Source organism: Streptomyces sp. SID10853 (genome assembly GCF_010548145.1).
Taxonomy (GTDB): Bacteria; Actinomycetota; Actinomycetes; order Streptomycetales; family Streptomycetaceae; genus Streptomyces.
The window spans coordinates 1-21,287 of record NZ_JAAGLN010000054.1 but is presented as its reverse complement, the minus strand read 5'-3'; the positions used below and the strand labels follow the sequence as shown (position 1 = coordinate 21,287).

Below are 21,287 nucleotides of genomic sequence, written 5' to 3'. Positions count from 1 at the left end.
GAGTGTCTCCTGTCAGTGCTGCGGGGGAACCGCGGAGCCGCGGATCACGAGGTGCAGGGGGAAGGACTTCGTCACCCGGGCGCCGTCCGGGGCTTCGATCCGGTTCTGGACCACTTCCAGCGCCGTGCGCGCGAGGTCGGCGACGGGCTGCTGCAGGGTGGTGAGTTTGGGGCGCAGCCACTCGCCGACCCGGATGCCGTCGCAGCCGATGACCGAGAGGTCCTCCGGGATGCGCAGCCCGTGCAGTTCCGCGGCGCCGAGGATGCCGACCGCGACGATGTCACTGCCCACGAAGGCCGCGGTCGGCGGGTGCGCGGCGCTCGCGAGGTAGGGGAACGTGCTGGCGCCGAACTGCTCGGTGTAGGGGCCGTGCAGGACGAGGTCCTCGTCGACCTCCAGCCCCGCGTGGGCCATGGCGTCCCGGTAGCCGCGCAGCCGGTCGCGGGTGGTGGACAGCTCGCGCGGCCCGGCGATGTGCATGATGCGCCGGTGTCCCAGCTGCACCAGGTAGGACGTCGCCTGGTGGGCGCCGCTGTAGTTGTCGACGGCGATGGTGTCGACCTCGGACGGGCTGGCGACCTCTTCGTCGAGGAGGACCACGGGCAGGCCGTCGGCGATCGCCTGGGTCAGCCGGGGGTTCTGGCGGTGCATTCCGACGTAGATCAGCCCGTCGATGGCTTCGGTCGAGGCGGCGAAGTCGCTGAAGAGTGACTCGCGCCTGGCCTGCTGGCCGGTGATTCCCACGACGAGTGCCACTCCGCTGACGGCGGCCGCCGCGGCGACCTCTTCGGCCAGGTCCGCGAAGAACGGGTTGACCAGGTCCGGTACGACCAGGGCGATGACGGGGCGGCCCGCGCGGGGTCCTGACGGGGCCGCGACCGGTACTTCGTAGTTCAGCTCGCGCACTGCGGCGTCGATGCGGGCCGCTGTTTCCGGCTGGACCTTCAGCTGTCCGCGCAAGTACCGCGACACCGTCGAGGCCGACACCTGCGCATGTTGCGCAACGCTGGTCAACGTCATCCGAACCTCCCTCACCTTTCCCGCAGTCTAGTGCGGTCACGGTAGGGCATTGACGGCGCATCCACACCCTTCTATCGTTGCGCAAAACTAGCGCAACGTTGCGCACAATCTTTGAGGAGGTACGTGTGAGCCGCGTACTCATCGCAGGCGAGTCCTGGATCAACGCATCCACCGACTTCAAGGGCTACGACGCCTTCCCCCACGCCCAGCTGGAAGTGGGCGTCACCCCGCTGCTCCAGGCCCTGCAGCGTGCGGGCCACGAGGTCACACATCTGCTCTCGCACGATGTGGCGGCCCACTTCCCGGAGACCCTGGAGAAGCTGAACGCCTTCGACGTGGTGATCCTGTCGGACATCGGCGCGAACTCGCTGCTGCTCCACCCGCAGGTGTTCGCCCAGGGGCGCCCGTTCCCGAACCGGCTCAAGCTTCTCGCCGAGTGGGTCCGGCAGGGCGGCGGCCTCGCCATGGCCGGCGGCTACCTGAGTTTCCAGGGCTTCCAGGCCAAGGCCAATTACCACGCGACCCCGATCGAGGACATCCTGCCGGTGCAGATCCTCCCGTACGACGACCGCGTGGAGTGCCCCGAAGGCGTGGGGGGCGAGCTGACCGGGGAGGCGCACGAGGTCACGACCGGACTGGCGGCCCAGTGGCCGATCCTCCTCGGCTACCAGCGGCTCACCGCGAAGCCGGACGCGCACGTGCTCGCCACGATCGAATCGCGCCCCCTGCTCGCGGTCCGCGAAGAGGGCGCGGGGCGCACCCTCGCCTTCGCATCGGACATCTCGCCGCACTGGGCCCCGACCGAGTTCATCGAGTGGGAGGGCTACCAGCAGCTCTTCCACCAGGCCGTCACCTGGCTCGCCGGCCCCTCGGCCTGACCCCGCAGGAGCCAGGCCCGTCGGGCCACCGCCCGCCGGGCCGGCAAGGCCGCGACAGCGAGCACGGACGCCCGCGCCCGCTATGACAACCCCCACACGCCCAGAGATTGCATCGGTCCCGTCGGACATACTGGCTCAAAGGAGAGCGAATACACGATGACAAGCCTCAACACCGCAGGACCCGAACCGGGCACCGCGCCCGCAGCACCAGCGCGCACAGCCCGCCGCGCCACCACGGCAGTGCTGGTCCTGGCCACCGTGCTGGCCGGACTGCTCAGCCCCCTGCAGTCCACCGTCAACGGCGCTCTGGGCAAGAACATCAACGACGGGAACGCCGCAGCCGTCATCTCCTTCGGCACCGGCCTGATCCTGATGGCCGTCATCGTGTTCGCCCGGCCGACCACCCGCCGGCAGGCGCTGAGCGTCCCCCGCAAGCTCCGCGACGGCACGATTCCCTGGTGGAACTGTGTCGCGGGCCTGTGCGGCGCCGCCGTCGTGCTCTCCGAGGGCATCACCGTCGGCACGCTCGGCGTCGCGGTCTTCCAGATCGCGCTGATCTCCGGGCTCGTCATCTCGGGTGTGGTCTGCGACCGGCTCGGGGCCACGTCCACGATCAAGCAGCCCATCACACTCCCCCGCGGGCTGGGCGCGCTGCTGGCCATCGTCGCGACGGCCGTCGCGATCTCACCGAACTTCCAGGTCCCCGGAGCCATCGCGCTGGCGGTCCTGCCGTTCGCCGCCGGACTGCTCGCCGGCTGGCAGCCCGCGGGCAACTCCGCCGTCGCTCAGGGCAGCGGGTCCATGCTGGTCTCGATCGGACTCAACTTCCTGGTGGGATTCGTCGTCCTGGGGATCGGGCTGCTGGTGCGCGCCTCCACCGGCTCGGTGAGCTTCACGCTCCCCAGCACCTGGTGGATGTACACGGGCGGTGTGCTCGGCCTGCTCTCCATCGCCTTCATGGCACTGCTGGTACGCGGACTCGGCCTCCTGCTGCTCGGGCTCGCCTCGATCGCCGGGCAGCTGGTCGGCTCACTGCTCCTCGACGTGATCAGCCCGTCCGTCGGCCAGCCTCTGCATGTGGTGACGGTCATCGGCACCGTCATCGCCCTGGTCGCGGCAGGTATCGGCATGATCCCCTCCCGCTCCGCGTCGTCGGCGGGCGCATCATGACCGGCACCGGCGGGCAGCCGTACGTCCAGACCGTCACGGGGGCGGTGCCGGCGGCCGAGCTGGGTCTCGTACTGCCCCACGAGCACCTGTTCAACAACCTGTCGAGCGTGCTCGACGAGCCGAGCTACCGGTTCTCCGCGGCGCTCAGGAACGAGAAAGTCAGCGCCTCCTCCGCCTGGGCTCTGCGGCACGACCCCTACTGCTGCTTCGACAACGTCAGCGCCAAGCCGGTCGACGACGTACACCGTGAGGTGGCGGCCTTCCAGGCCGTGGGCGGGCGCACGGTCGTCGACGTGACCTCCAGCCCCACCATCGGACGCGATCCCCAGCGCCTCCTCGACCTCGCGCGCCGCAGCGGCCTCAACATCGTCATGGGGTGCGGCGCCTACCTGGAGAAGTTCGAGGCCGACCGGATCCCGGCCGGCGAGGTCGACCGGCAGGCGGCCGCGATCACGGACGAGCTCGCCAACGGTGTGGGAGACTCCGGCGTCCGGCCCGGCGTCATCGGCGAGATCGGGGTGTCCCCCGAGTTCACCGCGGCCGAGCGCGGATCGCTCCGGGCGGCCGCGCTGGCACAACTCGGCCACCCGTCCGTCCCGTTGATGGTCCACCTGCCCGGCTGGCAGCGAAGGGCACACGAGGTGCTCGACATCGTGCTCGACGAGGTGGGCGTCGAACCGGCGAAGGTCGTCCTGGCGCACATGGACCCCTCCGGCGCCGACGTCGACTACCAGCGCTCGGTGGCTGATCGCGGCGTGTGGCTCGAATTCGACATGATCGGTATGGACGTCACGTTCCCGAAGGAGGGCGAGTCACCCGCGTCCACCGACACGGCGGATGCCGTCGCCGGCCACATCGACCACGGCCACGCAGGACAGCTGCTGCTCAGCCACGACCTCTTCCTCAAGCAGATGTGGACCCAGCACGGCGGCAACGGGCTCATCTACGTCCCCACGGTCTTCACCGAAATGCTCGCGGCCCGCGGAATCGACCGCGCCCTGATCGACACCCTCACCCGCCAGAACCCCGCCCGCATGCTCACGGGGCGGACCCGGGCGGCTTCCCCGGGGCAGCCGCCCGGGCGGTGACACGGAGCCGTACGCGCCCGGACACCGACAGGCCGGGCGGCTGACAGGTCCGAAGCCCGTGGAGACCGGGCGCCCGCCGCACTCGGGCCGGGGCAAGGCCCGCCGGGCCGGGCTCAGCACTCGCTCAACGACATCCCGGAGCCCAAGGGACTAAAGGGGACTCCCCTGAACGGGATCCCAGCATTCCGGCTGCTCCTGCTGCTCCCGCTCATCGGCCGCGGCGGCGGCACGCAGCGCCGCCTCGACCCGGCGGTTGCCGGTCATGGTCGCCGTGACGGCGGTCATGGTGAGGAGAAGGCCGGCGGCGGTGTAGAGCGGGGTGCGTACGTCGTAGGTGGCGGCCAGCCAGCCGCCGATGAAGGCGCCGAACGGGGCGGCGCACATGGCGAGCATGCGCGAGGTGGAGGCGACCCGGCCCATCAGGCGAGCGGGGACGATCGCCTGCCGGAGGGAGGGGCCGAGCACCATCGTGGCGCCCATGCCCGCTCCGCAGACGGCGAGTGCGAGGCCGGCGACGTACGGGTCCGGGGCAGCGGCGAGGGCCAGGATGGCGAGTCCCTCGACCGCGGCCGTACAGGTGAGCGCGGCCCCGGTGCCGAGTCGTCGGCCGAGAGGGGAGGCGATGCCCGAGCCGAGCAGTCCGCCGGTGGCCTCCGCCGTGAGGAGGAGGCCGAACCCGAAGGCGCCGATGCCGAGACGATCGTGCGCGAAGAGGGCCAGTACGGTCTCCACGGCGAGGAAGGCGATGTTCCCGACCGCCGGACGCAGCGCGAGCCCGAGCAGCAACTGGTCCCGGAACACGTACGAGGCGCCGGCCCGCGCCTGCCGCAGCAGCGGCTCACGCGCCTGCGGTACGGCCGGGGGTGCGGCAGGCAGCGACCGTACGAGCAGCGCGGAGAGCGCGAACGACACCGCGTCGGCCAGCAGCGGCAACGCCCGCCCGAGTGCGAGCAGCGCACTGCCCGCAGGCGGCCCCGCGAAACCGGACGCGGCGGTCTGGGCGCCGCGCAGGCGGGAGTTGGCGCGCTCCAGGACGGCGGGGGCGCGGCCGAGCAGATCCGGCAGGTAGGCCGTGGCGGCCGTGTCGAAGAAGAGTCCGCCGAGGCCGAGCAGGAAGGCAACGGCCGCGAGCAGCGGGATGCTCAGCATGCCGAGTGTGGCGGCTGCCGCCGGTGTCGCGAGCAGCACCGCACGCGCCGCGTCCATGACCCACATCGTGCGCCGGCGGTCCCAGCGGTCGACCAGCGCACCGCCGAGCACCCCGAGGAGCAGCCACGGCAGCGTCCCGGCGGCCGTGACGACGGCGAGTGCCATGGGATTCCGCGTCAACGCCAACGCGAGCAGCGGCAGCGCGGCTTGGGACACCCCGTCGCCGAGCGAGGACACCGTCTGCGCAGTCCACAGCCGCCCGAACCCGGTCGGTAACGTCCGTGCATCCGGCGTCATTCGGTGTCCCTCTCGGCCTGCTCACGCGCTGCCGGGTGGAACAGCGCGAAGACGAGTGAGGCGTCCGGCAGTGACGGATCGGACAGCTGCCGGTACTCGTCCGCCAGCGCCTGCAGCCGCGCCCCCAGCTCCGCGAACTGCTCCCCGGTGAGCCGCAGATGGGCCATCCGTACGTGCCGCTCGCCGTCCGCGGGCGCCGCCTCCAGGTCCGCCACCGCATGCCGCATCAGCACATCCGGCCCTCCCGCTCCCGGATCGGGCAGCACGATCGTGCGCGCTGCCATTGCGTAGTACCGCTCGGTGACGCCCCGGACCTTCCGCGTCCGTACCACCCGCACCAGGCCGGCCCGTTCGAGCAGCCGTACGTGGTAGCTGGAACTCCCCTTCGCCAGGCCCACTCGCTCGGCGATCTGCGTGATCGTCGCGGGCTCGAAGCGGAGCACGGCCATGATCCGGTGACGCGTGAGACTGGAAACGGCGCGCAGCTGCTCTTCAGTGGTGACGTGGAACGTCTCGGGAAGATCGTCGGTGGGCATGCACCCAATGGTCAACACTTCTTGACCATTGGGCAAGGGGTTTTTGCTCGGGCTTCCGGAACACGCCCAGGACAGGCCGCACGCGCACCGCCCCGAACCTGCACCTCACGACCCGCGCCCAGCAGCACCGTTGACACCCCCTCAAGCCCCGGTTACCGTCCCGCACATAGGACATCGGACGTCTTATGTTTCCTCCTTCAGGGAGTCGCGATGACGAGCAGGGCGAACAGCAGCGTGTCCCGCAGAGCCGTCCTCATCGGAGGTGTGGGGGCCGCCACCGGCGCCGCCCTGGCGGGGGCCGCTCCTCCGGCGTTCGCCGCCACCGCGCGCTCGGCAGCAGCCCCGCCGGGCGCGGATCCGACCCGTGGCAAGCACAAGTACTTCTCCTTCGACACCGGCCTCTGGAACGGTCATCTGATGTCGAACTGCCAGGTGAGCATGGGGAAGTTCGAGAAGGACACGAGCAACAACCCGCTGTTCGGCGAGGGGCTGTACGCGAGCCCTTCGCTGCCCTGGGAGCCGCGCTTCGACAACGGGTATCCGAATGTCTTCTGGGACCCCGGGGCCCGCAAGTACCGCTGCTACTACACGCTGTTCATCGTCGACCCCTCATCGTCCAGTACCCCGGTGGACCAGCGCCCCGGGAAGCCGTACTCCACCGAGGGCCGGGTCACGGGCTGCGGTTACGCCGAGTCGGCCGACGGTGTCCACTGGACCAAACCCGCCCTGGGCATCGTCGACTTCAACGGCAGCACGGCGAACAACCTCCTCCTCAAGAACGTCCAGGGGACCTCCGTCCTCCACGACCCCGGGGATCCCGACCCGTCCCGCCGGTACAAGCTGCTCACCCTCGCATCGACACTGTCCGTCGCGTTCTCCGCCGACGGGATCCACTTCACGCCACTGCAGCCCTGGCCGGCCAACAGCCCCGCTCCTGGGGCCGACTGCCACAACCGCGTCTTCAAGGACAGCGTCAGCGGGGACTACGTCCTCATCACCCGGCTGTGGGACAACAACATCCGCGTGGTGGCGATGGCGCGGAGCCGCGACTTCATCAGCTGGTCGAAGCCCGTGGAGGTGCACCGCGGCAACGGCTTGGAGGCGCAGACGTACTCGATGCCGTCGTGGGAGTACGGCGAGGGCCTGTACCTCGGCCTGGACTCCGTCTACACCGATGGTGACGACACGCTCCCCGATTACGACACGGTGAGCCTCGCCCTGCAGTGGTCCACCAACATCACCGAGTGGAACGACGTCGCCCCGGACGACAGCACGTTCATCCCGCACGGGCCTGGCATGGGCCAGTACCCCCGCGGCGCGTTCGACAGCAGCGTGATCTTCGCTTCGGTGCCGGTCGAGACCGGCGACCGGCTCTGGTTCTACTACATGGGCGGCAAGGGCCTGCACACCTCCTGGCGCCAGACCGCACTGGGGCGGGGCTGGATCCAGAAGGACAAGTTCGCCTGCTACGGCAGTCGGGTGGCGCACCGGCCCGCCATGGTCACCACCCAGGGCCTCGACTTCTACGGCGATGACCTGCGTCTCCTCGCCGACATCGACCATGGCGGCTCGGTCTCCGTAGCGCTGACGGACCAGAACGGAACCGTTGTCCAGCCGGGCTTCGGGGCGGACAGGAGCCTGCTCACGCCGGGACCTGACGGCTGGCACCAGGTGCACTGGCGCGGCGCCGACGTACGCTCGTTGACCCCAGGTGCCTTCTACGCCCTGCGCATCACCCTGCGGAACACCCGGTTGTGGGCCATCGGCGGGGACTTCTACGTCCGGCCGTTGAAGTACGCGAAGCCCTGACGCCCGGCAGGACGCGTGTCCCGTCCCGCCGCGGCACCGGACACGCTCTCACTGGTGCTGCACGCCGCGGAACGTGCTGCACCAGGTGCGGTTCCGGCCCGGCAGGCCGCCCGGCTCCGGCTTGCACACGTACGGGCAGAACAGGCTGTTGAGCACCCAGGGCGTGCTGTGCGGGCCGAAGCTCTTCGACATCGCGGCGTCCTGGGTGATGCCGTAGGCGGCCACGGCGAGCTTGCCGGTGCTGCGGAAGCGCGCCATCTGGTCCGTCAGGAAGGTCTTGTGTGCCGCGAACCACGGGTTGGAGAGCAGGAAGTCGTTCCATTCCTTTTCGTCGACGGGGTGCTGGGTGGCGTTGTTGATCACCTGCCACACGGGGGTCCCCTTCGCGATGCCGTGGCGGCTCGCGAAGGCCGGGTTCACCGGATCGTTCATGTGCTGCTTCCAGAGCTGCACCAGGGAGAACTCCGTAGCGAGGAACTTCTGGTCGCTGCGGAGGTACGGCAGCACGTAGTCGACGTACTTCTGTGCCGCGCCCGGGGCGGCCACATGCGGATGGATGTCCACGCCCGCGATGGACGGGGTGTGCGCGGTGAAGGTCATCCAGCGATGGGTCTGCGCGGTCCGGCCGCCGGGCTTGTCGAGGGCGTTGAGCGCGCCCATGTAGATCTTCGTCCTGCAGTCCGCTCCGAAGTGCGTCTGCCGGTACTGGGCGGTGTGCCGGGCGAGTTCCTCGTAGAAGACGTTGATGCGGGCGGTTTCGCGGTCGGCCTTCCTCGTCTCGAAGAACGGCTCGTTGCCGACGGTCAGGATGTCGACCTTGCCCATGGCCCCTGCCAGCACCTTGTCCAGCCGGGCCAGGGCGGTCCGCATGGCCGGGCTGCCGGGGGCCGGTATCGGCGCGTCGTGGTACTGGAACTTCAGGGTCAGTACGGTGCCGTAGCCGCGGGCGGCCCCCTGGAGCAGTTTCGCGGGCCCGGTCTGGCCGGCGAGGTCCCCGTGGTCGACGTCGGACATCAGGTAGAAGCCGCGTATCCAGGTGGCGGAGACCGCCTCGAGCTCGGCAAAGTCGATCTTGTCCAGGGCCTGGTTGACGTTGGCGGCGAGTACGCCGGAGGCGGGCGGTGCGGACACCTTGCCCGCGGTGGAGGAAGGCGCCGGCGTCGCGGTGGGGGTGCGGGTCGCGGAGCTGCTCCCGCCGCTCCGGTGCTCGCCGCATCCCGCCACTCCCAGCGTCGCCAGCGCGGCGGCCCCGGAGAGGGTGAACAGCCGTCGCCTGGAGAGTCCTCCGCGTCGCATGCCGCCATCGGTTCCGGTGTCGCTCCCTGTCATGCGCTGTCGCCTCCCGGCCTGTTGCGTTCGCGTGTGCGGCCTCATCAGGTGTGCTGGAGGGGCCGTTGCACGTCAGGACGGAACAACACCTTCCACAGGTTCGCTTCAGAATCAAAATCGTGTGCGGATGCCCTGCTGCCGAGCGAGGCGATCCGCATCCCGCTGGGGTGAGGCCCGGTTGCCGCCAGGTACGGAAAGGGGCTCCCGCACAGGGAGTTGTCCTGTGCGGGAGCCCTGGGGGGCGCGCGGCTGGAGCGAGGACACGAAGACAGGTCGGCGCGGTCCCACCCGCCTTCGCCACGGCATGCAGTGGGCCGGGTTGTCGTCGGTACGGCTACGCCCGGCCGTCCGTCCTGCGACGGCGCATGACCATGGCGCCTGCCGCGACCGCGGCGAGCACCCCGGCGCCCACCGCGATCTGGGTGCTGTTGGAGCCCTGGCTGGTGCTGCCGATGCCCGTCTTCATCGTGCCGGTCGGCCTGCTGCCGGCGGAGACGGTGAAGGTGCTCTGCAGCTTCGTCCCGTCCGGGCAGATCACGCCGACACCGTAGGAGCCGGCCTTCGTTCCGGCCGGGACGGTGAACTGCCCGACCAGGTCGCCCTTGTGGGTGCCGGTGGCCAGCTGGAACTCGCCGCCGGCGGTGCTGTCGCCGTCCGCCGCCGAGACCGACCTGCCACATCCGGTCGTGTTGACCGTGACGACCGAGCCAGGAGCGGCGGTCGAGGGGTTGACCTCGACTCCGCCGCCGGCGGCGAACGCCGACGACGTCGGGAGACCCACTGCGGCGACAGCGAGCGCGGTGCCGGCGATGAGACGGGCTATAGGCATGGGGGTGTTCCTTCCAGCGAGCCGGCACGCGACGCCCGTGCGCCGCCGGAAAAGGGGAAACCGGACCCGCGTGCCCAGCCAATTGGCTTCCACAGCCGGACGCATAGCGGAAGACGCCATCCGGGTGACGGACCGGTACGGCGCCCCCGGCGTTCGCGCTGCGGCCCCGGCGGCCCGGACACCGGACACCGCCGCCGACATGGGCTGTTCACAGCTGAACCTCAGAGATAAGATGTCTGATGTCTTAATTCTGATCATGAAACCCACTGTGAGGAGTCGCGGGTGGACCTCGATCCTGTGCCCGGACAGAAGGGGCCGCGCGGCCCCGGACAGCAGGGAAGCGTGCACCGAGTGGCCGTGATCGGTGCCGGTGCCATCGCCCGTGATCACGTCACCGCGTTCGCGGGCGTGCCCGGCCTGCGGCTGGCCCACGTGGTCGACCGCCATCCCGAACGGGCCGCCGCGCTGGCCGCTCTCGCCGAGGGCGCCACCTGGTCGACCGACCCGGCGACCGCATGGTCGGACGGTATCGACGTCACGGCCGTATGCACCTCCCCCGAATCGCACGCCGACCTCTCCGTGGCCGCGCTCCAGGCCGGCAAGGCGGTCCTGCTGGAGAAACCCGCCGCGCTGAACGTCGCCGACGTCGACCGCGTCCTCACGGCCGCGGATACCGCGGGCCGGCCCCTGCTCATCGCCCAGACGGCGCGCTTCCAGCCCGTCCATCTGGAGATCGCCCGGGCAGTCGCCGAAGGCGCGATCGGCACCCCCCGGCTGGCCCACCTCACCTGGTACACCGGCCATGTCTGGCCCGGCGGATGGCGGGGCTGGCAGCTCGACGCGTCCCGGTCCGGAGGACACGTCGCCCACAACGGTGTGCACGCCCTCGATCTGCTGACCTGGCTCATGGACGACGAGCCGGTCCGGGTCTTCGCCCGCCCCTGCCGTACCTGGGCACCGGGGATGCCGACCCCCGACAGCTTCCAGATCCTGGTCCGCTTCGCCGGCGGCGCCCTGGCCACCGTCGAACTGTGTTACGCGCTCGCCGCACGCGGCACGTTCGTCCGCCGCCTCATGCTGTCCGGCACCACCGGCACCCTGCACCACAGCAGCGAGGACGAACCGCGGGCACACTCCGCCTCCCCCGTCGCCCCCGCCTCGATCGAGGGGGCGATGGCCGAGCAGACCAGACATCTGCGCGACGTGCTGGACGGGGCCGCTCCCCCGCTGACCGCACCCCGCCAGGTGCGCGCCGCCCTGGCCGCCGCCCTCGCAGCCCAGCTCAGCACGGACGAGGGCCGCCCCGTCGACATCAAGGAGGTCCGCTGAGATGAGAGTCCTGATCGCGTCCGGGGTGCGGCACGCCCGTGACTACGTTCCGCTGCTGCGGTCGCTGCCCGGTATCGAGGTCATCGGCTGCGCCGACACCGCCGACAGCCCCTTCGCCGGGGACAGCGCCGCACTCGCCCGTACGACGGGCATTCCGCTGCTCGACCTGGACCAGGGGCTCGCCTCCTGCGACATCGCCCTCGTGTGCAGCGAACCCACGCGCCATGTCGGCCTCGCGGTGCGAGCACTCGAAGCGGGGCGTCATGTGGTGGTCGACAAACCCGCCGCGACCGACCCCGTCGGCTCACAGCGCCTGTGGGACGCCGCCGACCGCTCACCCGGGCTGCTCACCGCCGTGCACCGGCTCTACTCGCCGCAGCTCGTGCGCGCCCGGCGCATCGTCGACTCCGGTGCCATCGGTCTGCCCCTGGCCGTCGACGCGGAGTGGCTCGCGGCCGGCGGACTCGACGGAACCACCGTCGAGCGGCCCGAACTCGTCTGTGACCCCGCCCTGTCCGGCGGCGGTGAACTCATGAACTTCGGCTGGTATCCGGCGCTGGCGATCCGTCATCTGACCGGTCTTGAGGTGGAGGAGGTCGTCGCCTTCAGCAGCGCCGCACCCCGTGCGCCGCTCTTCGACGGCCCGCACGGTGCGTACGGGGTCGAGGACGCGGCGGTCCTCTCGCTCCGTCTGCGCAACGGGGTCGTGGCGACGGCCACCGTGGCCCGTACCCCCGCCGGTGTCGGCCCGGCCCCGGTCTCGTCCAGCCTGCGCGTGCTCGGCTCGCACGGCCATGTGCTCGCCGACGAGGACGCCCCCTCGGTCACCGTGCGCGGGGCGGACGGCGGCAGGGTGTCGCGCCGGATCGGCGGGGCCGCAGGTGAGACGGCGCTGCGGCGGCTGTTCACCGAGTTCCGCGACGACATCCGCTACGGACGTACGCCGCTGGTGACGGCGGCCGACATCCACGCGGCCGTCGCCGTGGTCGATGCCGCGCTGTCCTCGGCGCGCCAGGACGGCGCTCCCGTCACCCCCGTTCCGGGCCGGGCCACGGCATAACACGCCGGCCTCGCTCCGGCGCACCGCCGTCCGCGCGCTGCCCGAACTCCGCGTAGCAGCTGGACAACTCATAGACGAAGTCAATGAAACCGGCCGGATCTGTTTATGGTTTTTGGGTGATGGGCTTCCTACCGTGAGGCGACCGGCCGACCGGCTGGTTTCCGGAGCGCTGCGGCTGCGCAGCCCCGCTGCTCCGGAGCGTTGTCGCTGAAGAGGGAAGTTGTCTGTGATGAGCACGTCTGTGGCCGCTGTCCAGGTGTCCGACGAGGTCCGGGAGGCTGTGCGTGAGGGGCGTCCGGTCGTCGCCCTGGAGTCGACGATCTTCACGCATGGTCTGCCGCGTCCGCGGAATCTAGAGGTGGCCCTGGAGGCCGAGGAGACGCTGCGGGCGCAGGGGGTGGTGCCCGCGACGATCGGGGTGTTCGAGGGACGCCCGACCGTCGGTCTGAGCACCCAGGAGATCACCGAACTGTCCGGCGCGGACGGGATCGTGAAGGTGAGCCTGCGTGATCTTCCGGTCGTGACCACCCTGGGTGTCCATGGCGGGACCACGGTCGCGGCCACCGCGTTCCTCGCGCACCGGGCCGGGATCAAGGTGTTCTCCACCGGTGGTCTGGGCGGTGTCCACCACGGCGCGTCGGAGACCTTCGACGAGTCCGCGGACATGACCACGCTCGCCCACACCCCGGTCCTGGTCATCAGCGCGGGCGTGAAGTCCATCCTGGACGTCGCCGCGACCCTGGAACGGTTCGAGACCCTCAACATCCCCGTACTCGGCTACGGCACCACCCGCTACCCCGGCTTCTACGTCACCGACTCGGGGCACGAGATCGGCTACTCGGTCTCCACCGCGGAGGAGACCGCCCGTATCCTCGCCGCCCGCGACGCCCTGGGTCTGCCCCAGGCCGTCCTGCTCGCCAACCCCGTACCCCAGGACAAGCAGCTTCCGCCCGAGGAACTCGACGCGATCCTCGCCCGCGCATGGGACCAGGCCGAAAAGGCCGGCATCACCGGCAACGACACCACCCCCTTCCTCCTGGACCACATCCGGCGCGACACCCAAGGCCGCAGCCTCCAGGTCAACATCGACGTCTACCGCGGCAACGTCGCCCTCGGCGGCCGTATCGCCACCGCCCTCACACGCTGAACCGCCCACGCTGCGCGGCACGCCGTACAGCGGAATAAGGAGGCATACCTTGCTCGGGATCATTGGCGATCTCGTCCAGGACGTCGTCGTGTGGCTGGCGGAGCCGATCCAGCACGGTACGGACACCGAGGCCGAGATCTTCCACACGCGGGGCGGCAGCGGCGCCAACGTCGCCGCCTGCGCGGCGCGTCTCGGACCGACCCGGTTCATCGGGTGTGTCGGCGACGACCCCCTCGGTTCGTCGCTGGTCGCCGGGCTGGACGCGGACGGTGTGGACGTCCGCGTCCAGCGCAACGGGAGCACCGGCACGATCGTGATCCTCATCGACGAGAACGCCGAGCGGACCATGCTGCCGCACCGGGGTGCCTCGACACTGCTCGACGAGGTCCCGGACGAGTGGCTCGACGGGCTGGAACTCCTGCACGTACCCGCCTACACCTTCGACGGCGAACCCACCGGCACCACCGTGGCCGATGTGGTCCGCCGGGCGAAGAAGCGTGGTGTCCTGGTCTCGATCGACGCCTCGTCGACCGGGATGCTGTCGCACTACGGTGTCCGGCGGTTCCTGGCCCTCATGGCGGACCTGCGGCCTGACTTCCTGATCGCCAACGAGAGCGAGGCCGCGTTCCTGGGCCTGTCGGTCGGCGGTGCGCCAGGACCCAACCGGGACCTGGTACGGGACACGGTCGTCGTGGCGAAAGCCGGGCCGGATCCGACCGTTGTCCACGTCCCCGGGGGCGCGTCCATGGCCGTGCCGGTGCCGCCGGTGCGGCGGATACGCGACCTCACCGGTGCGGGCGATGCCTTCGCCGCCGGTTTCCTGTCCGCGTATCTCGCGACCAGGAACCTGCACGAGGCGTGCGTCGGCGGCCACCGCGCTGCCGCACACGTCCTCGCCACCCCCGGCTCCACGATGGCGCCCGGTCCCTCGGCCGCCCCTGACCTGAGCGCGGGGACCCGATGACACGGCCGCGGTACGACACGGCCCAGGCGACCGCCGGGCCGGAGTCGGCGGACCGGCGCAGTTCGGTCGTGGCGCTGGTGGTCGCGCTGCTCGCGGCGTGCACCGCTTTCCAGCTCAACGCCAGCATGCTCAGCCCGGTGCTGGTCGTCATGGGCAGAGAGCTCCATGCCGACCAGATCACCGTCGGGCTCTCGCAGACGGCCTTCTACACCGGCACGGCCGTCTTCGGGCTGTTCCTCCCTCGGCTGAGCGACATCGCAGGCCGGCGCAGGGTCCTGCTCGGGATGATGACCGTGATGATCGCCGGTGAGGTACTCGCCGCACTGGCCCCGGACATGACGGTGCTGATCGTCGCGCGCGGCATCCAGGGCGTCACCGGCGCGGTGGTGCCGATCTGTCTGATGATCCTTCGCGACGAGGTCCGGGATCCGCGCCGCTACGGGACCCTGATGGGCGTCGTCACCGCGATCAACGGCGGCATCGCCGGTCTTGATGCGATCCTCGGCGGGATGCTCGGGAGCACCTTCGGATTCCGCTCGGTCTTCTGGCTGATCGCCGTCGTCGGCGTGGTCGCGGTGGTGTTCTGCTACCGCGGTGTCCCCGAGTCGCGCCCCTCCCGTGGGGTCCGGCTGGACTGGTACGGGGTGCTGTTCCTCGCCGGGGTCGTCCTCCTGTTCCAGTCGGCCGTCAACGAGATGGGCAAGGGGCGCGGCGCCGACTGGACGCTGATCGGGGCGCTGCTGGCCGGGGGCGCGGTCTGCGGCGCGGTCTTCTGGCGTATCGAGGGCACGGTCGCCCAGCCGCTGGCCTCGCCCGCTCTCCTCAAGCGCAGAGCGACCTGGGCGACCGTGGGCACGACCGTACTGACCCTGGCGGGCGTGATCGCGGCGGTCAACGGGATCGCCATGTCGATCGCGCAGGACAGTGCCGCCGGGTTCGATCTGGGGGCCGATTCCGCCTCGCTGCTCCTGCTGACGCCGTACGCGCTGCTCGGCTGGATCGTCGCGCCTTTCGCCGGGCGGCTCGCGCCCGCGACCGGTTACCGCGCGATCCTGCGGATCGGGCTGGCCGGCAGCGTGGCCGGCCTGGTCGGGCTCGCCGTGTTCGGCACCCGGAGCCTCGTCTTCCTCGTCGGCGCCACCCTGCTCCTCGGTGTGGTCTACGCGGGCATGGCCAACATCATGCTCAACGGGCTCGGTGTCGTACTCTCCCCACCGGGCAACCCGGGCTTCCTGCCCGGCCTGAACTCCGCGGGGTTCGGTCTCGGCGCCGGGCTCAGCTTCGCGATCCTGCCCGCGGTTCAGGTGGCCGCGGACGTACACGGGCAGGGCAGCAGGGCCGGGTACACCTGGGCGCTGCTCGTCGGCGCCGCGATCATGGCGCTCGCGTTGCTGATGTCGCTGCTGATCCCGCAACCTGTCGAGGCGGAGACGGCGGACTGACCGGCCTCCGGAACGGGATCAGGAAGAAGAGAAGAGATTCGATGTACGTCAAGATCTGCGGTCTGCGCACCGCCGGGACCGTCGATGCTGCCGTCGAGGCGGGTGCGGATGCCGTGGGTTTCGTCTTCGCTCCCGGCAGTCCGCGGCTGATCGGCCCCGAAGCGGCCCGCGCGCTGGCCGGGCGCGTACCCGCCGCGGTCGAGACCGTCGGTGTGTTCCGCCGGCAACCGGTCGACGAGGTTCTGGCGACGGCATCGGCGGTGGGTCTCACCACCGTCCAGCTTCACGGGGACGAGGAGGACGGGGACTTCGAGCGGGTGCGCGCGGCGGGGTTCCGGACGATCCGCGCGATGTCCAGCGACAGGTACCTCACACATCCGGCGCCGGACCCGGTGGACCGGCTGCTCATCGACGCGCCGCTGCCGGGCAGCGGGTCCCGCTTCGACACTGGCCGGCTCCGGGAGCGGCCACCGCGGGGGTTCTGGCTCCTGGCCGGCGGCCTGGACACGGCGAACGTGACCGCGGCCATCCGCTCCGCGGGACCGGCCGGGGTCGATGTCTCCAGCGGGGTCGAATCGTCGAGGGGCGTCAAGAGCGCCGACTTGATCCGCAGCTTCGTCGAGACCGCGCGCAACGGGTGACGCCAGGTCTGCGGCCTTCTCACGGCCTTCCCCTGGGTCACCTCTCCCTCAGCCACCAAGCATCACAATCAACTACTGCCCGGCGAATAGGCTTTGACTATGAGGATTACGCTGCGGCAGATCGAGATCTTCGTCATGGTGGCGGAGCATCTGCACTTCGGGAGGGCGGCCGAGGCCCTGCACATCTCCCAGCCGACGGTGAGCCAGGAGGTCGGCAGGCTCGAACGGGCCCTCGGCCTGGCCCTCTTCGACCGCACCCGCCGTTCGGCTTCGCTGACGCCCGCGGGCGAGTCGATGGTCGAGGAAGGCCGCCGGCTGCTCTCCCAGGCCGACCACCTGGTCAGCAAGGTGCGGCTGTACGAGGAGTCCCGGATGAAGACGATCCGGGTGGCCGCGACGCCGAGCGTCGTCAACCGGCTGCTGCCCGCCGTGATCAGCCGGTGCGAGAGGGAGCTTCCCGGTCTCGACATCGAGGACATCGCCGTCGAGACCGGAGCCGTGTCACCCCTCCTGTCCGCGGGGCACGGCGACATCGGGCTCGGCCGCTTCCTCGATCCGATCGAAGGCTTCCGGACGGAAGTGATCACCGACGAGGAGATCCTCGTGGCGCTGAGCCGCAACCACCCCTGCGCCGGAGCCGCCCGGATCTCCCTGGACGAACTGCACGACCTTCCGCTGCTCCTGTGGTCACGGGAGCAGCATCCGCAGTACTACGACTATGTCCGGGCGATCTGCGTGGAGCGGGGACTCAACCCGATGGTGCTGGTGAGCCCGCCGCGGATCGTCGGCTCGCGGCAGTATCTCCTCTCCGAAGCCAGGGCCTTCTCTCTCGTCCCCCGGTCCGCCGTCGGTCATCTCTCCGACGATCTGCGGACGGTTTCCCTGCAGAAGCCGGCGACCCTGCCGCTGGAGATGCAGTGGCGCGACGACGACCCGCGCCCCTACGCGAGGGCGTTGTGCGAGCTGATCGCGGACGAGGCAGCGGCCCTCGCCTGAACGGCAGTTGACCGAGGCGCCGCCCGACTCGGACGCCGGGCGCACTCCGGCCGGTCCCCCGGGCTCAGACTCTCCGGCGCACCCGGCGCGCTTCCCCGGGCTCAGACTCCGCGGCGTTTCCGGCGCGTTCCCCGACGGTGGTCCATCGCGCAGTTCGTCAGGCCGACGAGTATGAGCGCCGCCGCGGTCGCTGCGGTCACCCGGAACCCCGCCGTCGACCCGTGCGCCTCACTGATGCTCCCGCCGAGAGCCGTCCACAGCGCCTGACCGACGATGAGCGCGCTGGCGAGCATCGTCATGACCGTGGCGGTCCTCCCCTGCGGGGTCCGGCGGCCCGCGATGCTGAACAGCGTCACGATGACTCCGCCGACTCCACATCCCGCGCAGGTCAGGGCAGCCGTGACCATCGCCACCGAGGACGCCGCGACGAGCGCGCCCGAGGCCGCGAGGACGATGGCCGCGAAGACCAGCCAGCGCGTCCAGAGGGCGAATCCCGCGGGGGCGAAGACGACCAGGACCGCGGTGGCGACCGAGCCGACACTCATCCCGCCGTAGACGATCCCCGTCGAGAGCTCCATGCCGTGGGCCCGCATGAACACGGTCAGCGCCGTCAGCGTCGAGCCGAAGAACCCGCCGACGAGGAACATGCCCAGCGGAAGGATCATGATCCGGGGCCGGAGGACGCCGTGGAGCCCCGCGGGCGCATCGCCACCGGCCGCGTCGCGGAGCGGCCCCGGCAGCTCCGCCGTCCGGTGGACGGCGAAGGCCACCACGAACACGGCCGCGATCAGGGCCGCTACGGCAAGCGGGGCTCCGGCCCCGAACCCGGTGGCCAGCAGGCCGATCACAACGGGGCCCAGCACGAACGCCGACTCGTCCGCCACGGACTCATAACTCATGACGAGCGACAGGATCGCGTCACGCCGCTGCGCGCTGTCGGTCCTCGCGGTGACGAGAGTGATCAGCCGCGTCCGCGACAACGGCGCGACCGGCGGCGCGCTCGCACCGACGGCAAAGCCGACCGCCCCCACCCAGACGACCGGCACCGATGAGTACGTCAGCAGGACGAACGCGGCCAGAGCCGCCACGTTGACGGCGGAGCACACCAGCAGGACGCGGCGCTGCCCGTACCGGTCGGCGAACGATCCGGCAGTGGGCCCGAAGACCGCGGTGCCGATGCCGATCACCGCGGACACCGCACCGCTCTGGGCGATCGAGCCCCGGACGTCGGAGACGAGGGTGAGCGCGCCGACCACGGTCATGGCGAACGGGAGGCGGCTCACGAAGGCGAGCGGGAAGAAGCCGTAGCCGACGAGATCGACCAGGGAGCGGAACCTCGACGGCGCAGCGGCCGCATCCACTGCGGCCCCTCCGGCGGGCGCCTCGGTTCCGGGTATCCCGGCCCCGGGCACTTCGGCTCCTGGTATGTCGGCTCCGGGCGCTTCGAGCTGGTCCTGCGCTGCGGGTCTCGACACGGAATTCCTCACGTTCGGCTCTCCATCGCGTGCGGGCCGTACGGCACTCGGCAGACGGCTGGGCCATTGCCCCGTAGGACGCTAGGAGCCGAGCAGGTCCGGCATCAACAATCAAACAGCGACCCGTACATAGGGTGAGGCTATGGAGGCGCCGCTCGCTCAGCCCGCGACCGGCGCCTCCACCGCCGGGCCGGCCGGAGGGAGGCCGGAGTCCGGCCGCGTGCCGGGACCGTCGAGGAGCGAGGTCAGCGCCGTGTTGAGGCCGCGGCGCAGTGTGGTGGTGTCCGGTGCGAGGGAGGTGATCAGCATTCCCGGTTCGGGCAGCGTCATGAGCGCTGTGGCAGCGGGGCCGGAAGCCCGCTCCGCGTCGGTCCGGCCGTACAGCTCCGGGTCCACGAGGAGGACCGATCCGATGCACGGCTGTCCCCCGGTGACGGCCGGGCCGTCCCACCCGGGCGCGGACGGGCCCGCGGTGAACTCCTGGTCGTAGAGCGGTCGCCCGTCGACCTCCAGCCTGATGTGCTGGCTGAACGCGCCGGGCCGTTCCCCGTGCCGGCCCAGCAGCACCTCCTCGCGCAGGAGGAGACGGGCACCACGGGCGAGGCTGATCCGGATGTCGGTGCGGTGGCGGCAGCCGTGGGCCGCGATCACCAGCTCGGGGAGCCAGGTCAGGGTGGCGCCGGCCCCGACCCTGATGTCGATCCCGAGGCGGGACTGCGCACCGTGCCGCCCCGGCAGCAGCAGGGTGGGCGCCACCTCGCCCAGGGTCAGCGCGCTGCCCGGCCCCACATCGACGGCCAGACTCAGCCGGTCCCCGCCGAGCGGTCCGGCTGCGCCCGCCGAGAGGTGTACGTCGACGGGGACGGTGTGCCGGTGCGTCCACGCCGTGACCGCGTCCTGCGGACCGGGCAGCGTAGGGCGCAGCATCAGCGGCCAGGCCGAGCGCAGCACGCGGATGCGCGTCCCGGGCAGCCGGCCGCCGCCCCCGCCGGGTGAGCTGTCCTCGGTGCTCCCGGTGCTCCCGGTGCTCTCGGTGGCCAGGCGGGCCTGCGCATCCATGGCCTGCGGCCCGTCAGCCCGCGTCGGCGGGCGCGTGCGTGCCGGTGGCGATGCCCGCGCCGGTGCCCGTACTCGTATCCGTGCCCGTCCCCGTACTCGTGTCCGCTCCGGGGCTCGTGCCGCCGCTGAGCTGTTCGCGTACCCAGGCGGCGACCGGGGCCGCTGCCTGGTCCTCCACGAGGGACAGGAAGCAGACGGGCAGTCCGCCGCGCACGGCGTGTGCGTCACGGGCCATGACCGACAGGTCCGCGTTCACCTGGTCGGCGAGGTCGGTCTTGTTGATGACCAGCAGGTCGGCCGTGGTGACTCCGGGGCCGCCCTTGCGGGGCACCTTGTCGCCGCCCGCGACATCGATGACGAAGATCTGATGGTGGATCAGTCCATGGCTGAACGTGGCGGTGAGGTTGTCGCCGCCGCTCTCGATGAGGATCAGATCCAGCGGCGGCAGACTGCCCTCCAGATCCTCCACGGCTTCGAGGTTGGCGGAGATGTCGTCGCGGATGGCGGTGTGCGGGCAGCAGCCGGTCTCCACCGCGCGGACCCGTTCCGCCGGAAGCACCCCGTTGTACAGCAGGAAGTCGGCGTCCTCCGTCGTGTAGATGTCGTTGGTCACCACCGCCAGTTGCAGCTCGTTGCCGAGAGAACGGCACAGTGCGGCGACGAGCGCGGTCTTGCCGGAGCCGACCGGACCGCCCAGACCGATCCGCAGCGGGCGGCCGGTGTCGCGCGGAAGCCGTCCGGCGGCACCCGGCCGGCTGACGCGGCCGGTGTCGTCGTGGGCGTGGGTGTGCACGTGGCTGTGGCCGTGCGGTTCGTCGGGCTCGTTACGGTCAGGACGCAAAGAGACGCACCTCCCAGGTGGCGTGTACTTCGGCGGAGATGTCGAGCAGCGGAGCGCTCGGCGCGGGCAGTCGCCAGGCGGCGGTGTCCTTGTGCGTGGTTGCCTCGTCGGCGAGTTGGTCGAGCTGCGGCCCGAGGCGGGCCAGGACTGCGTGCACCGAGAACGGGTCGAGGCCGAGGAGCCGGACCGCCGCTGTGGCGGGTCCGGCCGCTGCCTCGTGCAGGGCCG

Annotated in this window: 19 protein-coding genes and 1 pseudogene; 11 read left to right on the top strand and 9 right to left on the bottom strand. The window is 71.0% G+C overall.

Annotation, left to right across the window (positions count from 1 at the left end):
* Positions 1-12: 12 nt before the first annotated feature.
* A complete protein-coding gene (locus G3I19_RS13615) occupies positions 13-1,020 on the bottom strand; it encodes a LacI family DNA-binding transcriptional regulator (RefSeq protein WP_164263640.1) in 1,008 nt (335 codons plus the stop codon).
* A 125-nt stretch (positions 1,021-1,145) separates the two neighbouring features.
* Between G3I19_RS13615 and G3I19_RS13610 the strand changes: the two genes are divergently transcribed.
* The 3 genes from G3I19_RS13610 to G3I19_RS13600 all read left to right on the top strand — a co-directional run bounded on the left by G3I19_RS13610 (position 1,146) and on the right by G3I19_RS13600 (position 4,156).
* Positions 1,146-1,898 (top strand): glutamine amidotransferase, encoded by a 753-nt coding sequence (locus tag G3I19_RS13610; RefSeq protein ID WP_164263638.1) that lies wholly within the window; start codon positions 1,146-1,148, stop codon positions 1,896-1,898.
* Positions 1,899-2,054: 156 nt separating this feature from the next.
* On the top strand, positions 2,055-3,068 hold the full coding sequence (locus G3I19_RS13605; RefSeq protein ID WP_164263636.1) for a DMT family transporter: 1,014 nt from the start codon (positions 2,055-2,057) through the stop codon (positions 3,066-3,068).
* The gene (locus tag G3I19_RS13600) at positions 3,065-4,156 is read left to right on the top strand and encodes a phosphotriesterase (protein ID WP_164263634.1); all 1,092 of its coding nucleotides are present in this window, start codon (positions 3,065-3,067) and stop codon (positions 4,154-4,156) included. Before G3I19_RS13605 ends, G3I19_RS13600 begins: the two co-directional genes overlap by 4 nt.
* 150 nt (positions 4,157-4,306) lie before the next feature.
* On the opposite strand, the gene G3I19_RS13595 is transcribed toward G3I19_RS13600, so the two are convergent.
* Both G3I19_RS13595 and G3I19_RS13590 read right to left on the bottom strand, forming a co-directional pair.
* Positions 4,307-5,602: an MFS transporter gene (locus G3I19_RS13595; protein WP_164263632.1), complete on the bottom strand. Its 1,296-nt coding sequence runs from the start codon at positions 5,600-5,602 to the stop codon at positions 4,307-4,309.
* Positions 5,599-6,138: a transcriptional regulator gene (locus tag G3I19_RS13590; protein WP_164263630.1), complete on the bottom strand. Its 540-nt coding sequence runs from the start codon at positions 6,136-6,138 to the stop codon at positions 5,599-5,601. Before G3I19_RS13590 ends, G3I19_RS13595 begins: the two co-directional genes overlap by 4 nt.
* A gap of 210 nt (positions 6,139-6,348) precedes the next feature.
* On the opposite strand from G3I19_RS13590, the gene G3I19_RS13585 reads away from it, so the two are divergent.
* Complete coding sequence (locus tag G3I19_RS13585; RefSeq protein ID WP_164263628.1) at positions 6,349-7,947, top strand: hypothetical protein; 1,599 nt, start codon at positions 6,349-6,351, stop codon at positions 7,945-7,947.
* A 48-nt stretch (positions 7,948-7,995) separates the two neighbouring features.
* Here the strand turns inward: G3I19_RS13585 and G3I19_RS13580 are convergent, their stop codons facing one another.
* Positions 7,996-9,243, bottom strand: a complete 1,248-nt coding sequence (locus G3I19_RS13580) for a hypothetical protein (RefSeq protein WP_164263626.1) — start codon at positions 9,241-9,243, stop codon at positions 7,996-7,998.
* Between the two features lie 367 nt (positions 9,244-9,610).
* Entirely contained in the window at positions 9,611-10,105 is a 495-nt protein-coding gene (locus G3I19_RS13575) for a hypothetical protein (RefSeq protein WP_164263624.1), read from the bottom strand.
* A gap of 282 nt (positions 10,106-10,387) precedes the next feature.
* Here G3I19_RS13575 and G3I19_RS38265 point away from each other — a divergent pair, with 282 nt between their 5' ends.
* The 7 genes from G3I19_RS38265 to G3I19_RS13540 all read left to right on the top strand — a co-directional run bounded on the left by G3I19_RS38265 (position 10,388) and on the right by G3I19_RS13540 (position 17,684).
* The gene (locus tag G3I19_RS38265) at positions 10,388-11,434 is read left to right on the top strand and encodes a Gfo/Idh/MocA family oxidoreductase (protein WP_164263622.1); all 1,047 of its coding nucleotides are present in this window, start codon (positions 10,388-10,390) and stop codon (positions 11,432-11,434) included.
* A 1-nt stretch (position 11,435) separates the two neighbouring features.
* Entirely contained in the window at positions 11,436-12,494 is a 1,059-nt protein-coding gene (locus tag G3I19_RS13565; protein ID WP_164263620.1) for a Gfo/Idh/MocA family oxidoreductase, read from the top strand.
* Positions 12,495-12,723: 229 nt separating this feature from the next.
* Positions 12,724-13,641 carry a pseudouridine-5'-phosphate glycosidase gene (locus G3I19_RS13560; RefSeq protein WP_164263618.1) on the top strand — a complete coding sequence of 306 codons (918 nt, stop codon included), beginning with the start codon at positions 12,724-12,726 and terminating at the stop codon, positions 13,639-13,641.
* Between the two features lie 49 nt (positions 13,642-13,690).
* Positions 13,691-14,605, top strand: coding sequence for an adenosine kinase (locus G3I19_RS13555; protein WP_164263616.1), 915 nt, complete (start codon positions 13,691-13,693; stop codon positions 14,603-14,605).
* A complete protein-coding gene (locus G3I19_RS13550; protein WP_164263615.1) occupies positions 14,602-16,047 on the top strand; it encodes an MFS transporter in 1,446 nt (481 codons plus the stop codon). Before G3I19_RS13555 ends, G3I19_RS13550 begins: the two co-directional genes overlap by 4 nt.
* 41 nt (positions 16,048-16,088) lie before the next feature.
* Complete coding sequence (locus G3I19_RS13545) at positions 16,089-16,688, top strand: phosphoribosylanthranilate isomerase (RefSeq protein ID WP_164263613.1); 600 nt, start codon at positions 16,089-16,091, stop codon at positions 16,686-16,688.
* 99 nt (positions 16,689-16,787) lie between these two features.
* The gene (locus G3I19_RS13540) at positions 16,788-17,684 is read left to right on the top strand and encodes a LysR substrate-binding domain-containing protein (protein WP_164263611.1); all 897 of its coding nucleotides are present in this window, start codon (positions 16,788-16,790) and stop codon (positions 17,682-17,684) included.
* 101 nt (positions 17,685-17,785) lie between these two features.
* On the opposite strand, the gene G3I19_RS13535 is transcribed toward G3I19_RS13540, so the two are convergent.
* The 4 genes and pseudogenes from G3I19_RS13535 to G3I19_RS13520 all read right to left on the bottom strand — a co-directional run.
* Positions 17,786-19,159, bottom strand: coding sequence for an MFS transporter (locus tag G3I19_RS13535; RefSeq protein WP_164263609.1), 1,374 nt, complete (start codon positions 19,157-19,159; stop codon positions 17,786-17,788).
* 159 nt (positions 19,160-19,318) lie between these two features.
* Complete coding sequence (locus G3I19_RS13530) at positions 19,319-20,218, bottom strand: urease accessory protein UreD (RefSeq protein ID WP_164263607.1); 900 nt, start codon at positions 20,216-20,218, stop codon at positions 19,319-19,321.
* 13 nt (positions 20,219-20,231) lie between these two features.
* On the bottom strand, positions 20,232-21,059 hold the full coding sequence (ureG, locus tag G3I19_RS13525; protein ID WP_239074279.1) for an urease accessory protein UreG: 828 nt from the start codon (positions 21,057-21,059) through the stop codon (positions 20,232-20,234).
* Positions 21,049-21,287: pseudogene (locus tag G3I19_RS13520) on the bottom strand (urease accessory protein UreF); the annotation flags it as partial. The pseudogene G3I19_RS13520 and the gene ureG, both read right to left, overlap by 11 nt.

Excerpts from the sequence above, each read along its gene's own strand:
- G3I19_RS13615 (WP_164263640.1), bottom strand. The coding sequence starts at position 1,020 with ATGACGTTGACCAGCGTTGCGCAACATGCGCAGGTGTCGGCCTCGACG.
- G3I19_RS13605 (WP_164263636.1), top strand. The coding sequence starts at position 2,055 with ATGACAAGCCTCAACACCGCAGGACCCGAACCGGGCACCGCGCCCGCA.
- G3I19_RS13600 (WP_164263634.1), top strand. The coding sequence starts at position 3,065 with ATGACCGGCACCGGCGGGCAGCCGTACGTCCAGACCGTCACGGGGGCG.
- G3I19_RS13595 (WP_164263632.1), bottom strand. The coding sequence starts at position 5,602 with ATGACGCCGGATGCACGGACGTTACCGACCGGGTTCGGGCGGCTGTGG.
- G3I19_RS13590 (WP_164263630.1), bottom strand. The coding sequence starts at position 6,138 with ATGCCCACCGACGATCTTCCCGAGACGTTCCACGTCACCACTGAAGAG.
- G3I19_RS13585 (WP_164263628.1), top strand. The coding sequence starts at position 6,349 with ATGACGAGCAGGGCGAACAGCAGCGTGTCCCGCAGAGCCGTCCTCATC.
- G3I19_RS13580 (WP_164263626.1), bottom strand. The coding sequence starts at position 9,243 with ATGCGACGCGGAGGACTCTCCAGGCGACGGCTGTTCACCCTCTCCGGG.
- G3I19_RS13575 (WP_164263624.1), bottom strand. The coding sequence starts at position 10,105 with ATGCCTATAGCCCGTCTCATCGCCGGCACCGCGCTCGCTGTCGCCGCA.
- G3I19_RS13565 (WP_164263620.1), top strand. The coding sequence starts at position 11,436 with ATGAGAGTCCTGATCGCGTCCGGGGTGCGGCACGCCCGTGACTACGTT.
- G3I19_RS13560 (WP_164263618.1), top strand. The coding sequence starts at position 12,724 with ATGAGCACGTCTGTGGCCGCTGTCCAGGTGTCCGACGAGGTCCGGGAG.
- G3I19_RS13550 (WP_164263615.1), top strand. The coding sequence starts at position 14,602 with ATGACACGGCCGCGGTACGACACGGCCCAGGCGACCGCCGGGCCGGAG.
- G3I19_RS13545 (WP_164263613.1), top strand. The coding sequence starts at position 16,089 with ATGTACGTCAAGATCTGCGGTCTGCGCACCGCCGGGACCGTCGATGCT.
- G3I19_RS13540 (WP_164263611.1), top strand. The coding sequence starts at position 16,788 with ATGAGGATTACGCTGCGGCAGATCGAGATCTTCGTCATGGTGGCGGAG.
- G3I19_RS13530 (WP_164263607.1), bottom strand. The coding sequence starts at position 20,218 with ATGGATGCGCAGGCCCGCCTGGCCACCGAGAGCACCGGGAGCACCGGG.